Origin of the sequence: Halobacillus andaensis (assembly GCF_014636475.1) — a bacterium.
Lineage (GTDB): Bacteria > Bacillota > Bacilli > Bacillales > Halobacillaceae > Halobacillus_A > Halobacillus_A andaensis.
The window spans coordinates 174651-193884 of sequence record NZ_BMEL01000003.1 but is presented as its reverse complement, the minus strand read 5'-3'; the positions used below and the strand labels follow the sequence as shown (position 1 = coordinate 193884).

Annotated in this window: 25 protein-coding genes; 9 read left to right on the top strand and 16 right to left on the bottom strand. The window is 39.8% G+C overall.

The window, feature by feature from the left end:
• Positions 1–208: 208 nt before the first annotated feature.
• On the bottom strand, positions 209–568 hold the full coding sequence (locus tag IEV27_RS12270; protein WP_188377791.1) for a PilZ domain-containing protein: 360 nt from the start codon (positions 566–568) through the stop codon (positions 209–211).
• Between the two features lie 163 nt (positions 569–731).
• On the opposite strand from IEV27_RS12270, the gene IEV27_RS12265 reads away from it, so the two are divergent.
• Positions 732–2525 (top strand): M3 family oligoendopeptidase, encoded by a 1794-nt coding sequence (locus IEV27_RS12265; protein ID WP_188377790.1) that lies wholly within the window; start codon positions 732–734, stop codon positions 2523–2525.
• 5 nt (positions 2526–2530) lie between these two features.
• Positions 2531–2827, top strand: coding sequence for a 4a-hydroxytetrahydrobiopterin dehydratase (locus tag IEV27_RS12260; protein ID WP_188377789.1), 297 nt, complete (start codon positions 2531–2533; stop codon positions 2825–2827).
• 32 nt (positions 2828–2859) lie between these two features.
• On the opposite strand, the gene IEV27_RS12255 is transcribed toward IEV27_RS12260, so the two are convergent.
• Genes IEV27_RS12255 through IEV27_RS12245 form a run of 3 tightly spaced genes read right to left on the bottom strand, consistent with a single transcriptional unit; the run spans position 2860 to position 5234 of the window.
• Positions 2860–3786: an RluA family pseudouridine synthase gene (locus IEV27_RS12255; RefSeq protein WP_188377788.1), complete on the bottom strand. Its 927-nt coding sequence runs from the start codon at positions 3784–3786 to the stop codon at positions 2860–2862.
• Between the two features lie 18 nt (positions 3787–3804).
• Entirely contained in the window at positions 3805–4431 is a 627-nt protein-coding gene (locus IEV27_RS12250) for a response regulator (protein WP_188377787.1), read from the bottom strand.
• A complete protein-coding gene (locus IEV27_RS12245) occupies positions 4428–5234 on the bottom strand; it encodes a sensor histidine kinase (protein WP_188377786.1) in 807 nt (268 codons plus the stop codon). The genes IEV27_RS12250 and IEV27_RS12245 overlap by 4 nt, the downstream gene beginning before the upstream one ends.
• Positions 5235–5443: 209 nt before the next feature.
• Here IEV27_RS12245 and typA point away from each other — a divergent pair, with 209 nt between their 5' ends.
• On the top strand, positions 5444–7285 hold the full coding sequence (gene typA, locus IEV27_RS12240; protein WP_188377785.1) for a translational GTPase TypA: 1842 nt from the start codon (positions 5444–5446) through the stop codon (positions 7283–7285).
• 138 nt (positions 7286–7423) lie between these two features.
• On the opposite strand, the gene IEV27_RS12235 is transcribed toward typA, so the two are convergent.
• The 3 genes from IEV27_RS12235 to IEV27_RS12225 all read right to left on the bottom strand — a co-directional run bounded on the left by IEV27_RS12235 (position 7424) and on the right by IEV27_RS12225 (position 10027).
• Positions 7424–8179 (bottom strand): FixH family protein, encoded by a 756-nt coding sequence (locus IEV27_RS12235; protein ID WP_188377784.1) that lies wholly within the window; start codon positions 8177–8179, stop codon positions 7424–7426.
• A 111-nt stretch (positions 8180–8290) separates the two neighbouring features.
• Positions 8291–8971 carry a bacillithiol biosynthesis deacetylase BshB2 gene (gene bshB2 / locus IEV27_RS12230; protein WP_188377783.1) on the bottom strand — a complete coding sequence of 227 codons (681 nt, stop codon included), beginning with the start codon at positions 8969–8971 and terminating at the stop codon, positions 8291–8293.
• A 66-nt stretch (positions 8972–9037) separates the two neighbouring features.
• Complete coding sequence (locus IEV27_RS12225) at positions 9038–10027, bottom strand: potassium channel family protein (protein WP_188377782.1); 990 nt, start codon at positions 10025–10027, stop codon at positions 9038–9040.
• Between the two features lie 138 nt (positions 10028–10165).
• Between IEV27_RS12225 and nadE the strand changes: the two genes are divergently transcribed.
• From nadE to msrA, 3 genes are read left to right on the top strand one after another with little or no spacing between them, the layout of a single operon-like run.
• Positions 10166–10915: an NAD(+) synthase gene (gene nadE / locus IEV27_RS12220; protein ID WP_188377781.1), complete on the top strand. Its 750-nt coding sequence runs from the start codon at positions 10166–10168 to the stop codon at positions 10913–10915.
• 6 nt (positions 10916–10921) lie between these two features.
• Positions 10922–11479: a cysteine hydrolase family protein gene (locus IEV27_RS12215; RefSeq protein WP_188377780.1), complete on the top strand. Its 558-nt coding sequence runs from the start codon at positions 10922–10924 to the stop codon at positions 11477–11479.
• 56 nt (positions 11480–11535) lie between these two features.
• The gene (msrA, locus tag IEV27_RS12210) at positions 11536–12246 is read left to right on the top strand and encodes a peptide-methionine (S)-S-oxide reductase MsrA (protein ID WP_229735263.1); all 711 of its coding nucleotides are present in this window, start codon (positions 11536–11538) and stop codon (positions 12244–12246) included.
• Positions 12247–12279: 33 nt separating this feature from the next.
• Here the strand turns inward: msrA and IEV27_RS19980 are convergent, their stop codons facing one another.
• The 4 genes from IEV27_RS19980 to IEV27_RS12195 form a co-directional block, all read right to left on the bottom strand.
• Complete coding sequence (locus IEV27_RS19980; protein ID WP_268235660.1) at positions 12280–12411, bottom strand: hypothetical protein; 132 nt, start codon at positions 12409–12411, stop codon at positions 12280–12282.
• Between the two features lie 191 nt (positions 12412–12602).
• The gene (locus IEV27_RS12205) at positions 12603–12917 is read right to left on the bottom strand and encodes a DMT family transporter (RefSeq protein ID WP_188377779.1); all 315 of its coding nucleotides are present in this window, start codon (positions 12915–12917) and stop codon (positions 12603–12605) included.
• Between the two features lie 2 nt (positions 12918–12919).
• Positions 12920–13270, bottom strand: a complete 351-nt coding sequence (locus tag IEV27_RS12200; protein ID WP_188377778.1) for a DMT family transporter — start codon at positions 13268–13270, stop codon at positions 12920–12922.
• A 3-nt stretch (positions 13271–13273) separates the two neighbouring features.
• Positions 13274–13864 (bottom strand): TetR/AcrR family transcriptional regulator, encoded by a 591-nt coding sequence (locus IEV27_RS12195; protein WP_188377777.1) that lies wholly within the window; start codon positions 13862–13864, stop codon positions 13274–13276.
• Positions 13865–14041: 177 nt separating this feature from the next.
• On the opposite strand from IEV27_RS12195, the gene IEV27_RS12190 reads away from it, so the two are divergent.
• Both IEV27_RS12190 and IEV27_RS12185 read left to right on the top strand, forming a co-directional pair.
• The gene (locus IEV27_RS12190; RefSeq protein WP_188377776.1) at positions 14042–14272 is read left to right on the top strand and encodes a hypothetical protein; all 231 of its coding nucleotides are present in this window, start codon (positions 14042–14044) and stop codon (positions 14270–14272) included.
• A gap of 103 nt (positions 14273–14375) precedes the next feature.
• Positions 14376–15122, top strand: a complete 747-nt coding sequence (locus tag IEV27_RS12185) for a PAS domain S-box protein (RefSeq protein ID WP_188377775.1) — start codon at positions 14376–14378, stop codon at positions 15120–15122.
• Between the two features lie 38 nt (positions 15123–15160).
• On the opposite strand, the gene IEV27_RS12180 is transcribed toward IEV27_RS12185, so the two are convergent.
• Complete coding sequence (locus IEV27_RS12180; protein WP_188377774.1) at positions 15161–15643, bottom strand: hypothetical protein; 483 nt, start codon at positions 15641–15643, stop codon at positions 15161–15163.
• A 137-nt stretch (positions 15644–15780) separates the two neighbouring features.
• Between IEV27_RS12180 and IEV27_RS12175 the strand changes: the two genes are divergently transcribed.
• Positions 15781–16200: a GNAT family N-acetyltransferase gene (locus IEV27_RS12175; protein WP_229735261.1), complete on the top strand. Its 420-nt coding sequence runs from the start codon at positions 15781–15783 to the stop codon at positions 16198–16200.
• A gap of 44 nt (positions 16201–16244) precedes the next feature.
• Here IEV27_RS12175 and IEV27_RS12170 read toward each other — a convergent pair whose 3' ends face one another.
• The 4 genes from IEV27_RS12170 to IEV27_RS12155 all read right to left on the bottom strand — a co-directional run bounded on the left by IEV27_RS12170 (position 16245) and on the right by IEV27_RS12155 (position 18977).
• The gene (locus tag IEV27_RS12170) at positions 16245–17015 is read right to left on the bottom strand and encodes an SDR family NAD(P)-dependent oxidoreductase (RefSeq protein ID WP_188377773.1); all 771 of its coding nucleotides are present in this window, start codon (positions 17013–17015) and stop codon (positions 16245–16247) included.
• 65 nt (positions 17016–17080) lie between these two features.
• Positions 17081–17854, bottom strand: coding sequence for an ABC transporter permease (locus IEV27_RS12165; RefSeq protein ID WP_188377772.1), 774 nt, complete (start codon positions 17852–17854; stop codon positions 17081–17083).
• Positions 17832–18755: an ABC transporter ATP-binding protein gene (locus IEV27_RS12160; RefSeq protein WP_188377771.1), complete on the bottom strand. Its 924-nt coding sequence runs from the start codon at positions 18753–18755 to the stop codon at positions 17832–17834. The genes IEV27_RS12165 and IEV27_RS12160 overlap by 23 nt, the downstream gene beginning before the upstream one ends.
• Before the next feature lie 3 nt (positions 18756–18758).
• Positions 18759–18977 (bottom strand): PLD nuclease N-terminal domain-containing protein, encoded by a 219-nt coding sequence (locus IEV27_RS12155; RefSeq protein ID WP_188377770.1) that lies wholly within the window; start codon positions 18975–18977, stop codon positions 18759–18761.
• Between the last annotated feature and the right edge of the window lie 257 nt (positions 18978–19234).

The window sequence follows — 19234 nt, the reverse complement described above, 5'->3', positions numbered from 1 at the left end:
GACAAAATGTTACAAAAAGTTTCATTTATGTAACGATAATGTTTCAATTATGTTACAAACTTAGTGTAACACAACCGAAAATAGATGAAAACCTTTTTTTTAGGTTAATTATGGTACCAGGTACAATAAGTTGATTGTGGCGTACCTGGTACCCAGAGAAAAAAGAGAGAAATAAAATAGGGGTAGAAAACACGAAACCAACAGCTGGTCAGCTGTTGGTTTCGTGTTTTTTGTATTGTTTGAGGAGATTAATGATTTCTTGTTGGTGATCGTCTAGGAGAGTAAGTCCGTAGTGATAGGTGTCACCTGCTTGTTTCCCCCATACGATCTCGGCCTTCCAATCAAATGATTGGTGGAGGAAGGCTGGATTCAATAGTAGACGAACGTTTTGATTGAAAGGAATTTTTAATGGTGTAGAAAGAAGCATACCATTGGGACTTAGATTTAAAATATAGCCGCTCCCGTTTGAAGTCTCAACGGGATGACCTTTAATTTGTATGATGGTAAATGTAGTGGGAGGAGGGGACTGGAATGTATACCGTAAGCTTTCCTGTCGTTGATAGCGCATCATGACATCTTCCTCTCAATTAGGGTAGCTAGTGATATTCTATTTATATGGTAGACCAATTTGAGCTATAGGAAAAGAGTATTGTTAGGCGTCTATGTCAATAGTATGGAAAATTCTGATACAATTAAAATAATCAATAGGAACACGAAAAGAGGGAGAATGAATGGATAGGTATGAACCGACTTGGGATCTAGATACCATTTTTCAAGGGGGAAGTGAATCAGAAGAACTTAAAAATTACGTGAGCACGATTGAGAATAAATTATCAGAATTACATAACTTAGTCGAACGGTTTACGCCGCCAAAGATTGACGAACAGACGTCTGAGCTTATGGAGCTTATCGAACGCATTCAGGATGTTTCTATGCGTGTAAGACAGTTCAGTGCTTATATCAGCTGCCTTTCTGCTCAGGATGTCAATGATCAAGCTGCTCACCGCTGGGTCACAACGAGAAGTGAGTTAGGAGCTAAGTTTAAAAATATCCAAATCCAATTTGACCAAAAATTAGTCCAGATCGACACAAACATTTGGAAAACGATAATAAAGGATCTTGATTTTTCAGAGGTGGCCTTTGTGTTAGATGAGCGAAGGGAGAAAGCAAAAGATAAATTATCACTCGAGCAAGAATCGATTATTAATAACTTAGCTGTAGATGGGTATCATGGGTGGAGTCAAATGTACGATACGATCGTTGGGAAGATGAAAATAAAGTACGACGGAGAAGAACTTTCCGTAGGGCAAGCTTCCAATAAATTAAGTGATGCCGACCGCAGCGTTCGAAAAGAAGTTTTTCAAAAGTGGCAGCAGGCGTGGGAAAACGAAGCGGAATTATTCAGTCAAACCTTAAACCATTTAGCCGGATTTAGGCTGCAAACGTATCAGCATCGAGGGTGGGATAACCCTCTAAAAGAGCCTCTGGAGTATAACCGCATGAGTGAAAAAACATTAAAAGCGATGTGGGCAGTGATTATTAAGCATAAAAAGCACTATAAGCGTTTTTTAGAAGTAAAAGCACAGTGGCTTGGAGTAGAGAAACTGAGCATTTATGACGTCCATGCCCCTATTGGGGACTCGGCTCAAAAGATGGATTATAACGCTGGTGCGCAGTTTATTATTGAACACTTTAGAAAGTTTAGCCCGCTCATGGCTAAGTTTACAGAGCAAGCTTTTGAGAATCGGTGGATTGAAGCAGAAGACCGCCCTGGAAAGAGACCGGGAGGCTTTTGTACAAGTTTTCCTCATAGTAAAGAAACACGGATTTTTATGACATATTCTGGAACGCTATCGAACGTTGCCACCCTGGCTCATGAACTCGGTCATGCCTATCATCAGCATGTGATGAACGATTTGCCGGGTCTTAATCAAGGCTATGCGATGAATGTAGCGGAAACGGCTTCCACCTTTGCTGAGATGATTGTAGCCGACGCAGCAGTAAAGAATGCAAAAGATTCAAAGGAAAAACTAACCCTGCTTGAAGATAAAATTCAACGAAGTGTCGCTTTCTTTATGAATATTCATGCTCGATATCTGTTCGAAGTACGTTTTTATAACGAGCGAAAATCGGGTACAGTACCTAAAGAGAGATTGAATGCGCTCATGGTCGAAGCTCAGGAAGAAGCTTATCAAGAGGCATTGTCTGAATACGATCAAACTTTTTGGGCTTCGAAGCTTCATTTTCATATTACAGGGGTTCCTTTTTATAACTTTCCGTATACATTTGGGTACTTATTTAGCCTTGGGATTTATGCGCAAGCTGTAAAGGAAGGGCCAGTATTTGAAGAAAAATACATCGCCTTACTACAAGATACAGGAAGCATGCGCGTAGAAGATTTAGCTTTGAAGCATTTAAATGTAAATCTCGAGGAAGAAGATTTTTGGGAACAAGCGCTGCAAATCTGTATAGAAGACGTGGAAGAATTCATGAAACTTAGTGATCTCTTACATTCTAAGGAGTGAAATTGATGGAGGAAAGAATACCAGAAGATAAGAAGCAAGAAAGAGTAGAGAGTTTAGATCATTGGAAACTGGAAGATGATAAGTTTATCGTGAAACGGTATCGATTCAAAGATTTTTTAAAAGGCGTTGAATTTGTGAATGCCGTTGCTGAGTATTCTGAAGATATTCAACACCACCCCTTTATAAGCATTGATTATAAAATGGTGACGATGAAACTGACTTCATGGAACGCTAAGGGATTGACGGAACTGGATATTGAGTGCGCTCATAAATATGATGAGTTTTATAAAAGAATGTCTTAAAGAAATAGCCGCTCCTGATGAGCGGCTATTTTTTATTCAAGGGATCGGACATGCTCTTCTTTAAAAAGCGGGGTATCTTTAGGCGGCATAGCTAAACATTCTATGTTCTCTTCTGTAAATGGGTGGATAAAAGAAAGTTTTGCAGCGTGCAATGCTTGTTTATACGAAGTATGAGCATCTCCTCCGTATAATGTATCGCCTAATAAAGGATGTCCAATAAAACTTAAGTGAACACGAATTTGGTGAGTTCTTCCTGTATTGAGCTGAAGCTTTAGCAAGGAAGCTTTACGTTTGGGATCATAGTCCAGCACTTCGTAGTTTGTTTCTGCCGGCTGCCCTCCTTTGGAGACTCTTCTTCTCACAGGATGGTGCCGGTCTTTGCCGATCGGCTGGTCGATCGTTCCCTTTTTAAGTTTTACTTTTCCGTGAGCCCAGGCGATGTATGTGCGTTTAATTTTTCGCTCTTTTAATTGTTGACCTAATGTAGCAATCGCTAATTCATGCTTGGCAAAAAGAATGGCTCCAGATGTATCTCGATCTAAGCGATGTACATATTTTGGAGTAGCTTCAATACCGTTCATTTGAAAGTAAAAAGCTGCGGCATTGACTAGAGTATTCGTCTGATCCGGCTGGTTAGGGTGAGTGTCGATCCCCACTGGTTTATTGATGACGAGCAGGTGATCATCTTCATAAACAATATCAATATCCATAAAAGTGGGAACGACTTCAAGTTCTTGAGGCGCAAACACTTGAATACGTAAACGGTCGCCCGCTTCTACGTGTGTCTGCTTCCAATGTTTGGATTCATTATTCAAAGTAACAGATCGTTCGCTTCTAAATTTATGGAGAAGCTTTCTTGGTACAAGCAATTCTTTTTTCATGATTCGTTCAATCGTATAACCCTGCCACTTTTGCGGAATGGTAATCTCGATCCATTCGCCTATTCGTTTAGTTTTCATACATACTTCCTTTCTAAATTACAGCCAGTGCTTTTCGTAAGCCAGGCGAGCCAGCTCTACACGATTCTTTATGTTTAATTTGCGTAAAACGCTTTTTAAATGATTTTTCACTGTATTTTCAGTGATAAAAAGCTGCTTAGAAATTTCTTTATTCGTGGCTCCCATTGCAGCCAGGCTCATTACTTCAAATTCTCGCTCCGATAATGGAGGCTTTTCAGATGGTTTATTCGTAAGTTTCGTCAAGGTCTGCTCGATTAAATCTCTCGACAAGTCCCCATCTTTTAAAACGGCTTCCATATAGCTTCCCCATTCTGTGGGACGAACGCTTTTTAACAAGTATCCTTGTGCGCCTTCTTTCAGCGCATCAAAGAGGTGTGTGCTCTCTTCTGAGACCGTTAAAATAATTATTTTCGTGGCTGGATTTGCTTGTTTTATTCGTTTTGTTGCTTCTAACCCGTCCATTCCTGGCATGTGAATGTCCATTAAAATTAAGTCTGGATGTAGTCGGTCAGCTTGTTCAATGGCTTGCTGCCCATTAACGGCTTCTCCTACAATTTCGTATTGAGGGGAGGAAGAGAGAATCGTTCGGATGCCTTCCCTGGCATCTGCGTGGTCATCTGCAATTAAGATTTTGTATGAACTCAATTCGCTTCCTCCTTTCTCGCTAAGCGTAATATAGTTTGCTCATTTTCACGATTGATGGTCAACTTCCATCCAACAGATTGAGCACGATCTTGCATCATCTCGATTCCATAATGAGAACCATGCTTGTCAAATGAAGAAGGTTCAGTTCCGTTATCGATCACTTTTATTTCCTTAGGAGATGCGTTGATCGTCACTCTCGTAACATTTTTGGCGTGTTTGAGGATATTCATGATAGCCTCTCGTATGATCCAAAAAAATTGGACTTTTTCCTCTGAAGAAAAGCTTGATTCAGAGGCTTGCCAATCTAAGTAAAATTCAACCTCAGGTTTTTCACTGTTCAGCTGCTCAATTGTACTCTGAATCGCCGATTTCCAGTTTGTAATGTTAGGTGTCCTCAACTGTTTAATAGAATGTCGGACGTTTTCCTGAAGACGATCTATGGTTAATTGAATCTGCTCATACGTCTGAGGTTCATTGTTTTTCTCGAGCTGGTCGATTTTAACAGACAGTAAAAACAAGGACTGGGAAATCGAATCGTGTAATTCTCGAGAAATTTCCTGCCGCTCGTTAATAATAGCTTGCTTCATTTTTTCTTGTTCTAATTCATGCTGGTTCCGTTCTAGTATTTGAAATAATTTATAGTTAATGAAGACGGAGAATAACAAGACAATCAATGGAGTCATCCAGTTTCCTAATTCCATTGAAATGTAGGGGAGCAGCCATTCGTGACGAATGAATTCCCACAACCCTATAACAAGGGCCGGTACGATGAAAATCATCCACTTAATTTGCTGAGTATTCAACGATAAACGTCCTCTCACGCGTTTTTTATACCACAGATATTGTACAAGGTTCGATAGAGGAACAAAAGACTTACTACCATAAGTGGGCATGTTTTTGCTTATTATGTGTAAAAATTGACAAATAAGTGTACATTACCTAGTGTTATGGTTATAAATATGTTATACTAGATAAGTTGAATAATTAGCATTGTGAAAGAGGTGTGTGCTTCATGCAACACAGAAACGATATTCGTAACATCGCGATCATCGCACACGTTGACCATGGAAAAACAACGTTAGTGGACCAAATGCTTCACTATTCCGGAACATTCCGTGAAAACGAACATGTAGATGAGCGAGCAATGGACTCTAATGATTTGGAAAAAGAACGTGGTATTACGATTTTAGCTAAAAATACCGCCATCAATTATAATGATGCACGAATCAATATTTTAGATACACCGGGTCACGCCGACTTTGGTGGAGAAGTAGAACGTATTTTGAAAATGGTTGATGGTGTACTGTTAGTGGTAGACGCTTATGAAGGCTGTATGCCTCAAACGCGTTTCGTGCTGAAAAAAGCACTCGAACAGAAATTAACACCAGTTGTTGTATTGAACAAGATTGACCGCCCGAATGCCCGTCCAGAGGAAGTCGTGGATGAAGTGCTTGATCTATTTATTGAGTTAGGTGCGGATGATGAGCAATTAGATTTCCCTGTGGTCTACGCTTCAGCGTTAAACGGAACATCTGGTGATGAGCCGGAAGACCAGAATGAAACCATGGATCCGATCTTTAAGCTGATCATGAACAACATCCCTGCTCCTGTAGATACAAAAGAAGAGCCTTTACAGTTCCAGGTAACTTTACTTGATTATAATGATTATCTTGGTCGTATTGGAGTCGGACGTGTATTCCGCGGCAGTATTAAAGTAGGGCAGCAAGTTTCCCTCATGAAGAAAGATGGAAGCGTGAAGAATTTCCGTATTTCTAAGCTGTTCGGTTTCATTGGCTTAAAGCGAATTGAAATTGAAGAAGCTCAAGCCGGAGATATTATCGCTCTAGCTGGTTTAGAGGACATTAACGTTGGAGAAACCGTATGCCCGCCAGACCATCAAGAAGCAATGGAGATCCCGCGTATCGATGAACCTACTCTGCAAATGACGTTCCTTGTAAACAACAGTCCTTTCGCAGGACGTGAAGGGAAGTACGTGACGTCTCGTCAAATCGAAGAGCGTCTTCTAACACAGTTAGAAACCGACGTAAGTTTACGTGTAGATCCTACAGACTCTCCAGATGCGTTTATTGTATCTGGACGTGGTGAACTTCACCTATCTATTCTCGTTGAGAACATGCGTCGTGAAGGCTTCGAGCTTCAATTATCTAAGCCTAAGGTTATCCTTAAAGAAGTTGATGGGCAAACATGTGAGCCAGTAGAGTACGTGCAAATTGACACACCAGAAGAATACCAGGGTGCTGTAATGGAATCCATCGGTCTTCGAAAAGGTGAAATGCAAGATATGGTGAACGATGGAAATGGGCAAGTTCGCCTTGAATTCCTTGTACCTTCTCGTGGATTAATCGGTTATTCTACAGAATTTATGACCCAAACACGTGGTTATGGAATTTTAAACCACACATTCCATGGGTATGCACCATTAGCTAAGGGTCAAGTTGGAGGCCGACGTCAAGGAGTTCTAGTTTCCCTTGATAAAGGAAAAGCGTCAACTTACGGAATTATGAACCTTGAAGATCGAGGAGTTATTTTCGTTGAGCCAGGTACAGAAGTGTACGAAGGAATGATTGTAGGAGAGCACAATCGTGATAACGACCTAACGGTTAACATTACGAAAGAGAAGCACTTAACTAACGTGCGTTCTGCTACAAAAGATAATACAACAACGATCAAGAAAACTCGTCAGCTGACCCTTGAAGAAGCGATCGAGTATCTAGATGATGATGAGTATTGCGAAGTAACGCCGGAAACGGTTCGTCTTCGTAAGAAATACCTTAATAAAAATGAACGTGAAAAAGCTGCGAAGAAGAAAAAACTTCAAAACGCTGACGTTTAAATCGAAGGGAAGCAGACTACTGCGGTAGTCTGCTTCTTTTTTATGAACATTTCTGGGGATTTATGAACAAATGGGAGAAAATATGAACATTTCACCCGCTACACACTCGGATACAAAAAAACTGATCGCGCATAACGATCAGTTTACTATTATTTCTTCTTCTTTATGTCCGTGAATATCTTCCTCAGGTTTTTCATAGTGGACGTTTATCAAGTAATCACCAGTGGAAGGGAATTCAAAGGCAGCTCGGTAAGCTCCTGGTTCAACTTCTTCAGCATCAATAAATTCGTGTTTGTCCAATTGATTAGAGCTGATTTCGAAGCTCACTTCTCCTTCTTCGAAAGGCTCTCCGTCTTGTTCGATATGGGTCATCAGTTCAGAATCCTCATTAGAAGAAAAGTCTTCATCCTTCATGAAGTGAACGGTGAACTCCTTCTCATCATGGTCATGCCTTGATTCTTCTTCCATATCATGTTCATGACTGCTCTGCTCTTCACCGACTTGCACTTCAACTTGAGGCATGGTGTGGACGTTTCTAGCTTGTGTATGGGCAATCACTTGATAGGTTCCATCTTCATCAAAGGAGTAATTAATTTCATAGAGACCTTCTTCTTGATGTTCAGCTTCAATTGTCTCAGACTCGTCTTCTCCTTGTGCGTCATTCCATATTTCAAATTCTACATAATCAGCATCAGTGATAGGATCATTATTAGCTGTTACAATCGCTTGAATAGAAGTTTCTTCTCCGACAGGTAAAGGCTCGTCCTCAAACACCACCTCAACCTCAGGCTGCACAATTTCTTCATCTTCCTCACTGGAAGATTCATTATCTTGAGAGGTTCCACAAGCGGCTAAAAAAATAATACTTATAAATATAATCCAATGTTTTATCATGTGATGAACTCCTTTTCTTACACTAGAAATAGAGTATCATGTTTTTCCAGTGAAAGCATATGACCCAACAGGGCTATTTGTAAACTAAATTGAAAAAAGCTGACCTTTTGGTCAGCTTTCGTCTCCCCATTTGTACGTATAAAACTTTTCATGATTGACCCATTTTAACGCTTCTGGATCGTTCTTTTGAATGCCTTCTTCCAGCATTTCAAGCATGCGAGCAGTTTGAGAAATATGAGCACGCATCGTGTTCAACTTATCTTCTTGCACATGGCGGATGTCATGAACAATATCAGGTTTTCCTAATTCTTCTTCTGTATTATTCGCAAAAGCGACCGCATGAAGTTTAGGGCGAAGGTCTGGTTCAATCTCTCCCAGCGCATTCACTACAGCCCGAGCTGTTGCTTCATGGTCGGGATGTACAGCGTACCCAGGATAAAAGCTTATGACTAGCGATGGTTTCAATTCATCGACTAAGTGTGCAACTAAATTTTTCATCTCTTCGTCGTCTTCAAATTCTAACGTTTTATCCCTTAAGCCCATCATTCGTAAATCTTCTAATCCCATAGCTTCAGCAGCTTTTTTTAATTCTTTCTTACGTACAGCAGGAAGGCTTTCGCGAGTAGCGAAAGTCGGCATGCCCAGGTTTCTTCCCATTTCGCCAAGCGTTAAGCAAGCGTAAGTGACAGGGGTTCCTTGTTTTATATAGGAAGTGATCGTACCTGACACTCCAAACGCTTCGTCGTCTGGATGTGGAAAGATCACAAGTACGTGATGTTCATTTTCAATCATTAAGAGGTCACTCCTTGAGAATGGTTCTATCTCTCCATTATTACGTAAATAATCGGTAATGGAAAGCTATTTGTTTTGGCTCGTAAAAACATCTATATGTTCTTTTTCTCCAAATAAAATAAGTACATCGGTAGATTGTAATGTTTCATTTGCATCAGGGTTGTTAAGAAATTCACCATCATCCCTTTTTAATCCTAGAAGAGTAAGATCAAATTTCTCGCGAAGCTTTAATTCAGAAATTTTGTTTGCATTCAGTTGATCGCCAACGCGAAAATCTTCCATTTGAAAGCTGCGGTTTTCTGCATGAATGATGGAATCAATGTAATGCATACTCACGGGTTTTATTAATGATAATGCCATTCTGCGCCCTCCAAGATCAGAAGGGTTTACCACATGATCCGCACCTGCACGTTTTAATTTATCTTCTGTTTCACTTACTTCAGCTCGTGCAATCACTTCAACTTCTGAGTTCAATCCTTTTGCTGTTAACGTGATGAAAAGGTTCAACGAATCGTCTGAAGTTGTAGCAATTAATCCCTTTGCCCGCTCGATTCCGGCTTTCTCTAACACGTGGTTTTGTTTAGCATCATCAATAATATAAGGCACACCTTCAGGAATCCTTGAAGCTACGCTTTCATCCGTATCAATAACAACAATATGATATTGATGACTCAGAAATTCTTTTAATACTTGTTCTCCAACTCGTTCATATCCGCAAATAATGTAGTGATTCTCCATTTTATCAATTTGGTTGTTCATCTTTTTCCTCTCCCATTTATTAGATAAATTTCCTTCAATTAATATAGAAGCTACGTAGGTGAGCAAGTAAGAGCTTAAACCTAACGTAATCGGAATGAGAATCATAGCCACAATCTTTCCTGCGTTGGAGTTTGGGATATAATCCCCATATCCAATGCCTAAGATAGAAATAATCGTCATGTATAGACTATCAAAGATAGGCAAGTTTTCAGTCAGCATTAGACCAATAAGAAAAGCTATGATAAAAAATAATAATACCCCTGTGAATAACCAAGCACTTTTATATTTTGTCAGCATTCATGAAATCCTCTCTTTCCTTCACTCTTATCATTGAATAGCCGGAATAAACGTGCCGTAAACTAATTATTCACGTTTACTCCCATATTTTTTCAGGAACATAACTACGAGAAGTAATAAGAAGAGAGGAGATCGATTATGGAGAAGCGTGTGGAATATTTAGTGAATTGGCTTAAGGATAAAGTTGATGAAGCTGGGGCTAAAGGTGCTCTTGTAGGTGTAAGTGGAGGGATAGATTCAGCAGTAGTGGCTTATTTAATTAAGAGAGCTTTTCCCGATAATTCTCTGGGCGTATTGCTCCCAATTAATAAAAAAGTAGAAGACCAGCCGGATGCTTTAGCGGTAGTAGAGAACGCCGGGCTGGACTATGCAGGCATTGAACTGACGAAATCCTATGAGGAAACGTATGGAACAATAGAGGACGAATTAAAAAACAAAGGAGATTGGAATGAAGATAACGCTCAACTAAGAGGAGCAAATCTACAAGCTCGTTTAAGAATGTCCACCCTTTATGCAGTAGCTCAAAACTACGGTTATTTAGTCGTAGGTACGGATAACGCCGCGGAAGACTATACAGGTTACTTTACAAAATACGGGGATGGAGGAGTGGACCTTGTACCCCTTATTCATATGAGAAAAGAAGAAGTGAGAGAGATGGCAAGATATTTAGGAGTGACGGACGCTGTCGTAACTAAAAAACCAAGTGCAGAGTTGTGGGAAGGTCAATCTGATGAAGAAGAAATGGGGATTTCCTATGACGCGATTGACGCTTACTTAAGAGGCGAACAAATAAGTCCTGAGGATGAAGAGACACTTAGAAACCTCCATAGTAAAAGCGAGCATAAAAGACAAGTACCAGCAGGACCGTCGAAGTTTGAAGAGGAGTGATAATAATTGGCTCAAAATACTGCATTACTCATTATTGATATGATCAATAAAATGGATTTTAATGGAGGAGAAGATCTTTTAGAACACTCGAAGGATATTGTCGGCCCTATAAATGAACTTAGAAAACAAGCAAAACAAAATGGGATGCCGGTGATTTATGTAAATGATAACTTTAATCTATGGCAAGATAACGTAGATGAGTTGATCCAAGAGTGTAAACATGGACCGGGAGAAACGATCATTAATGAAGTTCTGCCTGAGGAAAACGATTATTTTATTATAAAACCGAAACACTCTGGTTTTTTTGGTACTCAACTCAGCATATTGCTTGAGCAGCTAGAGGTTAAAAAACTTATATTAACAGGAGTAGCAGGTGACATTTGTGTCTTATTTACAGCTAACGATGCCTATATGAGAGATTATGATCTTTGGGTCCCTAAAGACTGTGTGGCTTCCGAAAAAACAAGTGATAATGATAACGCACTTCAAATCATAAAACGATCACTCTTCGCGAATATTCAAAGCACGAAACAGACATCAATTGAGCAAGCCTTTAAAGAATAGTAAAGCCTTATGTGTAGGTAGCTCCGGGTACGCGTGGTAAGATATAGGGAGACTTCATGAATGAGGTGAACCATAACAAAATGAAAAGGCATACCAAATGGTGGTTAGCTGCTCTTGTCACACTCATGTTAGGTATTCTTGTACTCCCGGAGGCTTATGCTTATTTCACCCAAAGAAGTTACGAAAGTGAAGCAATCGCAGAGACAGATGTTCCTCAAGGTTATGAAGTGGCCACGTTTGCAGGCGGCTGTTTTTGGTGTATGGAGCCCCCTTTTGAAAAACTAGCGGGTGTGGATGAGGTTGTTTCAGGTTATACGGGAGGCGAGCAAAACAACCCTACGTATGAAGAGGTCGCTGGTGGTGAAACGAACCATGTAGAAGCGGTACAAGTGTATTATGACCCTGCTGTTATTAAATATGAGGATTTGTTAGCTGTGTTCTGGAGACAAATTAATCCGACAGATGATGGCGGACAGTTCGTGGATCGAGGAGCTCAATATACAACAGGAATTTTTTATCATACAGAGGAGCAAAAACAAGAGGCAGAGCGTTCTAAGGCTGGCCAAGAAGAATCGAATCGATTTGACGGTGAAGTCATTACTCCTATCAGAGAAGTGAATTCCTTTTATCGTGCTGAAGAATACCATCAAGACTATTATAAAAAGAACGAATGGCGCTATGATTATTATCGTGGTAATTCCGGAAGAGATGAATATTTAGAAGATGTGTGGGGAGACGATCGTGATCTTGAACTTCCTTTAAAATAAGAAAAGCCTCTTGAGTCTAAGCTCAAGAGGCTTTTAAAATTGCTGTTCCGATGATTCGTCATTAGACGTTTCTTCTGGAGCAGGATTAGTGTCAAGGTCAGAGTAACCTACATAACTAAAACCAATAACAATCGTTAATAAAATACCTAGTAATAATCTTCTCATTTTAAAAATCCCCCTGATGATTCATTTCACTAATTTAGACGGCTCTGATTTCAAAGAACCCTACACCTAGTGTAGACATTTTGTACTCATATCATGTTCGTCGAATTATGTCTAATATTAGGAAATACAGTATATAGTTTACTGACATTTACCTCAATTTGCAACAGAAGAACAGGCATTTTTTCAAAAAATTAAGAAACAAGTTTTAGGCCAATAACCCCAGTGATGATGCAGGTCACGAAGAAGATTCTTTTCATATTAACTTGTTCTTTGAAAAATAATATACCTAAAAGTACAGTTCCAGCTGAGCCGATTCCTGTCCAGATACCATAAGCTGTCCCTATAGGGAGTTCCTTTAAAGATAAGGACAAAAAGTAAAAGCTTAAGCCACCTGAAAGTAAAGCAAACAAACTAGGTTTCAGCTTGCTGAGTCCATCAGAAAGCTTCAGGAAAAACATACCCATCATTTCACCCATACCTGCAATAATTAAAAACATCCAAGCCATCGTTATCCCTCCTGAACGGTGTGAACCGATTCTTTTGGACCATCAGAAAGTTTCAGACCAATCACACCCACAATTAAAAGAACAATAAAAAAGACCTTCCCAGTGCCTGCTCCATCACCAAGAAATGTCATGCCGATTACGGCGGTACCTGTTGCACCGAGGCCCGTAAATAGGGCGTAGCCGGTGCCTATATCCACTAAACGCAATGCTTTTGTGAAAAAATAGAAACTAATAAAAATGAAGATGACTGTCGCCACTGATATGAAAGGTCTTGAGAAACCTTCCGAGAGCTTAAGACCAATTGCCCAGCCTACCTCAAATACTGCACCAATTAATAAATAAACCCATGCCATTCTTTATTCCTCCTGACTCGCTGCTTGAATTCCAAGCCAGAAAATTTTAAAACTTGCTCTCTGTCTTTCGACAAGGGTAGCTCGGTCATAAAAATTTTCTTCTAAAAATAACCCATCAATAATTGTATAAAATGCAGAAGTCAGTTCATTCAAGTGAAGCGGACGAATGACTCCAGAATCAATTCCTTTTTGAAAAATAGGGCCGATAATTTTAATCACTTGTTCTTCTGTACGAACAAATACTTGATGAATCTCATCTGCAAATTCTTCCGGTGGGAAAAAGGTGAAACGTTTAAAGAAAGCTCCCTCCGTTGAATAGGACATATGATCCACATATAAATTAAATACTTCGTGAATTTGTTCTTTTATACAACGATCCTTCGTATACTCTGTAAATCCTTTTAAATGATTTAATTCTTTCTGTGCTACTTCGTCTAAAACTCTCAAGAAAATGGCTTCTTTACTTGAAAAATGGTTATAGAGAGAAGGTTTTTTAATTCCTACTTTATCTGCGATATCCGCAAGGCTTGTATTCTGATAGCCTGAGTGAGCGAAGCACTCGAGACTAGCGTCAATAATTCGTTGTTCGGTCATACGATCACCTCAATTGAAACTAACTAACGGTCGTTAGTTATAATTTAACATCGTAATGTGCTTTTGTCTAGCAATTGTTTTGGCATCCACGTTTATTTTTTTATAGGAAGGGAAGTGTCAAACTAGAGCGTAAATTGTCGGAAAATTTGGCCATATTTTAAAAAGGGATGTGTCATCATGAATACGTATACACTTGATCGTTACGAAGGGATGCACGCCATACTGATTGAGACAGAGCGAGTGGGAAATGAACTGATGGTTTTTAAAGAACGGCTGATCGAGTTTGCCCAGCCAGGAGATATTTTGGCCATCGATTTTGATCATATGGGTAATTTAAGGCATGTAGAAATAGTCAGCAAACAAAGAAAACATAAGGATGAGCCTTTAACTGATCTTGAAGGCGTTTAAAAGCACCTTTTTCTATAAAAGGTGCTTTTTCTTATTTTTTATTGATTTTTTGACAAGAACCTCCATAATAAATAGTAAGAATATTCCGACAGGGGGATGGGGCATGCTTCTAAAACATGCGGTTGACTTATTAGATGAAGGTGTCGTAATTACGAGTCAAGATTTTGTCGTTACTTATGTGAATCCGGCTTATCTTCATATGTTTGATCTTCATAACGAAGAATTAATTGGCAGGAGCCTTCAGGACTTATTTCCTGACGAAGAAAAGTCTAAACAAATTACGATTCAGTCGATTACAGAGAAAAAAGAACTAAGTGTGGAACGTCTTTCTTATCCATGGCGAGGAAAAGAAATGATTTTGCAAGTGTACACGAAGCTCTTCGAACATGAAGGTGAGATGTATGTGATTACAAGAATATTCGATCAAACAGAAGTGGCCAAAGAGGAAAAAGAATTGGTACACATGATTGAAGAAATGACGGCAAATGTTGTTACCATTGCTAAAGGGTACGCTTTACTTCCATTACAGCCAATTTTACGGGAAGAACAAAAACATATTCTTCTTGACCGAGTACCAGAACAATGCCGCAGCCAGAATATTAGCAGGCTGGCGATTCAGTTTTCTGGAATAACCGATATAAATAATGAGTGGGCTGTTTTACTTAAAAATTTAGTAATGAATCTTCAACTGCTGGGAATTGAAGTTGTGTTAGCTGGTTTACGTCCTCAAGTTGTCATGCAATTTACTCAAAACGGAATTCAACTCGAGGGAGTAAAATCATTTATGAATGTTCAGCAAGCAACAAAGTACTTTCTCGAGACGGGATATCGTCCAGCATTCAAAACATAAAAGCCTGTGAGAAAATAAAACTCACAGGCTTGGTTCATCTAAATGGAGTTGGCGATATCGAGCGCATCTTCTAAACGATTTTCTTCATCCATCGGAGAATAAGCCATTTGATAAATAACATTCTGTTCATCATCATACCATTCAAAAAATACAGAAGCTTCTCGTTCTGTCACCCCTGCAATAGCCCCGGAGTCCAACGTCATTCGAGTGTCAGATTCCTGTAAATTATTTTCTGGATTGTAGACTGTCGTTACGGTCAGTTGGTCCGCGTCCGTAGACACATAATTCACTTCGACTTCATGTTCTACAGCAGATGCTTCAACATCTTCCAAGTTAAAAGGAAGTTCAGTCGGAAGGCCCAGGGATTCTTGTTCTTCTTTTGTTAAAGAATCTTCGACAGGTTTACCGAATGCTTCTGGATGATCTTCTTTTAATGAAGCTAAAGAAATATCTTCTCCAGATGAACATCCAGCTATGATGAACGTTATGGATACCAATAACGCAGCAATCAATTTTTGCATAATAAGTCACTCCTAAGTGGTGCTAGGTATCTTCCAAACATTCATTTTAGCATATGTTCTTCTTTAAGGTGGATAAAATTGCAGAATTGTGAAACGAAAGTCACCGTTGGTTCGTTAGGTATAAGGGAGAAAAAAATATGAGGGGAATGAAGCAGATGAGTGAGATTTCCGTTCGTTCGTTTCAGCTTAATGATTTTGATGCGATCCATGAGTTGAATAAGCAGGAAGGGTGGAATCAGTTAGTTGAGAAGAAAGATGAAACCTTCCATGGCTGGATTAATTCTGAGCCAGCCCTTGTACTTACAAAAAATGATGAAGTCATTGGATATTTAAGGGGCCTTACGGACGGGGCAGTCAGTTTGTTCGTGTGTGAATTATTGATTCGCAGTGATCATCGTGGGCAAGACTTAGGACAAAGGCTAATTGAAGAAGCGCACAATTGTTATCCCAGTACAAGAGTGGAACTATTAGCAACAAGTGAATCAGAAGGCTACTATTCACAAAAGCGCTTCAGAACATTTTACGGATTTAGGAAAGCTGCTGAAGAATTTATATAATTTATAAAACAAGATCCGTCTGAGTGTAAGACGGATCTTGTGGTTTATGAATCCATATAATGAGCCAGCTTGGCGGCAACAGAACGAGGGATGAGTTTGGTTGAAACTGCCATTGAGCGATTGAGTGTGCCCGGGATGATCACTCGTTTTCCCTTTATAAATCCTAAAAATCCTTCATTAGCCACGTCTTTTGGTGTCATCGTACGCTTAACCAGCTTCGTTTCCTCTGCGTTTGCATTTTTAAAAAAGTTGGTATCGGTAGCACCTGGACACAGTGTAGAAACGGTAAGCCCAGTACCTCTCAGCTCTTCACGGAGAGCTTCAGTAAAGGAAAGCACATAAGCTTTAGAGGCATAATAGACTGCCATGCGGGGACCTGGCTGAAAAGCAGCCACGCTCGCTACATTCAGCACTCCTTTTGGTATATTTAAAAAAGGTGCTTTTTTCATATCCGGTAAAAAGTAATGAGTAAGCTCAGTTAAAGCATGTACGTTCACTTGCAGCATATTCTTTTGTTCCTTTAATGAAAGTTCTTCAAAAGCTCCATTTAATCCAAAACCTGCATTGTTGACTAATACTTCTACGGTTTTTCCTTCCTCTTTTACTTTATGATAAACGTTCTCTGCTCCATTGGGATGAGATAGGTCTTCAGCAATCACGGTTACAGGATGATCGTTTAATTCTGTTTTTAATTGCTGAAGCTTGATTTCTGAGCGGGCTACTATAATTAATTCATAGCCAGCTTTAGCAAATAAGTGGGCTAATTCATATCCTATGCCGCCAGAGGCACCGGTAATTAATGCAGTCGGTTTCACAAAATCTCTCCTTTTTGAACGTGCTATCCATTTCATACCCTCATTGTGTGTTAGTGAACCATCCGTTAGACGACTTCCTTATTTTTTAATGTATAGCTAGCTATGACTAAAAGAGTGATAATCAATCCGACGGTAACTAGGGAAGTCCACCAAAGCTCCTCCGGTATATTGCCGGTTGTAAGAACTTCACCTATGTAGGATGTGATAAGGGAAGGGATCCAATTCGCTGCATACTGAAAAATTTGTCCAATAATTTGGAGGGCGATTAGAAAAGCAATGGTTAGGAAAGCCACTACACCTGGAACTTTTACTAAAGTGTTCATCATGATATTGACCGTTACGATAAAAATGATCCACAAACTATAAAAAGCAGCAGCCGTGAGGACATGACCGAATGGAATCTCTTCGAATAAAAGAGAGACATAATACCAGCTGGAAAGCATACCCGCTGACACAGCCGTTACGCAAATCAATGAATAATTCATCCATTTTGCCGTGACGTAAGTAGAATAACGAATCGGCTTAACGAGAATGAGTTCAGCTACACCACTTTTTCGTTCACCGGCGATTGTTCCCATAGAAATTAATACAATAATAGCTACTCCAAGCATATTAAACTGTCCTATGCTCATCATAAGCACGTCAACTGCAGGGGGAGAAGGGATATCGATAATGGCACCTTCAGGAAGTCCGCCGACGGCATCAAGAATCTGTGGCATGTAATACGTCGTGAGCGGGTCCATCAGTCCTAACAGAATAAAAACGAGAGGGACCCAGATCCATTTAAAATTTCTCCAAGCTTCTAATGATTCACGGTTAAATACGGTCAGCCACTGCATGCTGATCCACCACCTTCATAAATAACTCTTCAAGTGACATCTTACCGACCTCAAAATGAACCAGAGGCCAGTGATGTTTAGCGGCTATATCGATGATCGCCTGCCGAGCCCCAGCCAAGTCATCTACATAAACGTGAACCTCTTCCTTTTTCGTTTCTAAACGATTAACACAGGTAAGACTTCGAAGACTCTCCAGGTAGGACTGAGAGTCAGATTCATCAAAACGAACAACAATTTTATTTATGGCATGCCGGCGTCTTACTTCCTCAAACGATCCAGACTCTATGATATGTCCGTCATTCATTAATAAAAGGTGATCACTTGCTTCTTCTGCGTCATTAAGAATATGAGTGGAGAAGAGCAGCGTTGTTTCTTGTTTTAGTTCTTCCATTAAATTAAGGACGTCTCGGCGTCCAATTGGATCTAAAGCTGAGACAGGTTCATCAAGCATTAACAGCTTTGGCTGATGAATCATCGCTTGAGCAATTCCAAGACGCTGTTTCATGCCGCCAGAATATTTGCCTATTCGTTTGCTTCCTGCCTCCCCTAGTCCTACTCTGACTAATAACTGATCTGCACGGTCATTAGCGGTGGATTTAGTTAAGTTCGCTAATCTTCCCACGTAAACTAAAAACTCTTTCCCCGTCATCCACGTATGGAATTGAGGATGCTGCGGAAGGTAGCCAATTAGCTGGCGAATATCTTTATGTGTACGACCGGCGAGGTGAATCGAACCGCTCGTAGGATGAATGAGTCCAGCCATCATACGTAAAGTAGTTGTTTTACCTGCCCCATTAGGGCCGAGAAGTGCCACGCATGTTTCTGGTTTAAGTTCGAAAGAGACAGCGTTAACTACTGTGTCTCTCCCAAATGTTTTTGTTAGCTCATTGGTTTGAATCATAGGTTAATCATCCCTTCCGAAGATGAAGTAAGCAATAGGACCGAGAATGTTAAAAAATAGAATGATGAGTACCCAAAGCCATTTTGGTCCGTTTGTGTATTGAGTTTTTGCTAAACTAACTAGAGCGGTTACAACTAAAATCAGTTGAATAATAATAATGGGAGCTAATAAGGCGATATTATCATTAAAAAACTGAGCGGCAGACTGCGATAATAAAATCATTTGATCCCTCCTTCATTATAAGTACGTTTGATAACCTTTGAGGTTTCGTTTTATTGTATGTTCCCAAATACTATGTCAACCGATCACATTAAACTTTAACTTTTGGTTCGGTTGACATTATTATCAGAATTTTATACACTGTTTGAAAGTCTAAAGAGTAAGAGTAGAGAATGAGATTAGATGAGTTGAGGAAGAAGGATGAGCTGAGTGAACTGAGGAGTCGACGGACGCAGGAGCTGTCAGATGGCCTTAGTCAA

Excerpts from the sequence above, each read along its gene's own strand:
- IEV27_RS12270 (WP_188377791.1), bottom strand. The coding sequence starts at position 568 with ATGCGCTATCAACGACAGGAAAGCTTACGGTATACATTCCAGTCCCCT.
- IEV27_RS12265 (WP_188377790.1), top strand. The coding sequence starts at position 732 with ATGGATAGGTATGAACCGACTTGGGATCTAGATACCATTTTTCAAGGG.
- IEV27_RS12260 (WP_188377789.1), top strand. The coding sequence starts at position 2,531 with ATGGAGGAAAGAATACCAGAAGATAAGAAGCAAGAAAGAGTAGAGAGT.
- IEV27_RS12255 (WP_188377788.1), bottom strand. The coding sequence starts at position 3,786 with ATGAAAACTAAACGAATAGGCGAATGGATCGAGATTACCATTCCGCAA.
- typA (WP_188377785.1), top strand. The coding sequence starts at position 5,444 with ATGCAACACAGAAACGATATTCGTAACATCGCGATCATCGCACACGTT.
- IEV27_RS12235 (WP_188377784.1), bottom strand. The coding sequence starts at position 8,179 with ATGATAAAACATTGGATTATATTTATAAGTATTATTTTTTTAGCCGCT.
- bshB2 (WP_188377783.1), bottom strand. The coding sequence starts at position 8,971 with ATGATTGAAAATGAACATCACGTACTTGTGATCTTTCCACATCCAGAC.
- IEV27_RS12225 (WP_188377782.1), bottom strand. The coding sequence starts at position 10,027 with ATGCTGACAAAATATAAAAGTGCTTGGTTATTCACAGGGGTATTATTA.
- nadE (WP_188377781.1), top strand. The coding sequence starts at position 10,166 with ATGGAGAAGCGTGTGGAATATTTAGTGAATTGGCTTAAGGATAAAGTT.
- msrA (WP_229735263.1), top strand. The coding sequence starts at position 11,536 with ATGAATGAGGTGAACCATAACAAAATGAAAAGGCATACCAAATGGTGG.
- IEV27_RS19980 (WP_268235660.1), bottom strand. The coding sequence starts at position 12,411 with ATGAGAAGATTATTACTAGGTATTTTATTAACGATTGTTATTGGTTTT.
- IEV27_RS12205 (WP_188377779.1), bottom strand. The coding sequence starts at position 12,917 with ATGGCTTGGATGTTTTTAATTATTGCAGGTATGGGTGAAATGATGGGT.
- IEV27_RS12200 (WP_188377778.1), bottom strand. The coding sequence starts at position 13,270 with ATGGCATGGGTTTATTTATTAATTGGTGCAGTATTTGAGGTAGGCTGG.
- IEV27_RS12195 (WP_188377777.1), bottom strand. The coding sequence starts at position 13,864 with ATGACCGAACAACGAATTATTGACGCTAGTCTCGAGTGCTTCGCTCAC.
- IEV27_RS12190 (WP_188377776.1), top strand. The coding sequence starts at position 14,042 with ATGAATACGTATACACTTGATCGTTACGAAGGGATGCACGCCATACTG.
- IEV27_RS12185 (WP_188377775.1), top strand. The coding sequence starts at position 14,376 with ATGCTTCTAAAACATGCGGTTGACTTATTAGATGAAGGTGTCGTAATT.
- IEV27_RS12180 (WP_188377774.1), bottom strand. The coding sequence starts at position 15,643 with ATGCAAAAATTGATTGCTGCGTTATTGGTATCCATAACGTTCATCATA.
- IEV27_RS12175 (WP_229735261.1), top strand. The coding sequence starts at position 15,781 with ATGAGGGGAATGAAGCAGATGAGTGAGATTTCCGTTCGTTCGTTTCAG.
- IEV27_RS12165 (WP_188377772.1), bottom strand. The coding sequence starts at position 17,854 with ATGCAGTGGCTGACCGTATTTAACCGTGAATCATTAGAAGCTTGGAGA.
- IEV27_RS12160 (WP_188377771.1), bottom strand. The coding sequence starts at position 18,755 with ATGATTCAAACCAATGAGCTAACAAAAACATTTGGGAGAGACACAGTA.
- IEV27_RS12155 (WP_188377770.1), bottom strand. The coding sequence starts at position 18,977 with ATGATTTTATTATCGCAGTCTGCCGCTCAGTTTTTTAATGATAATATC.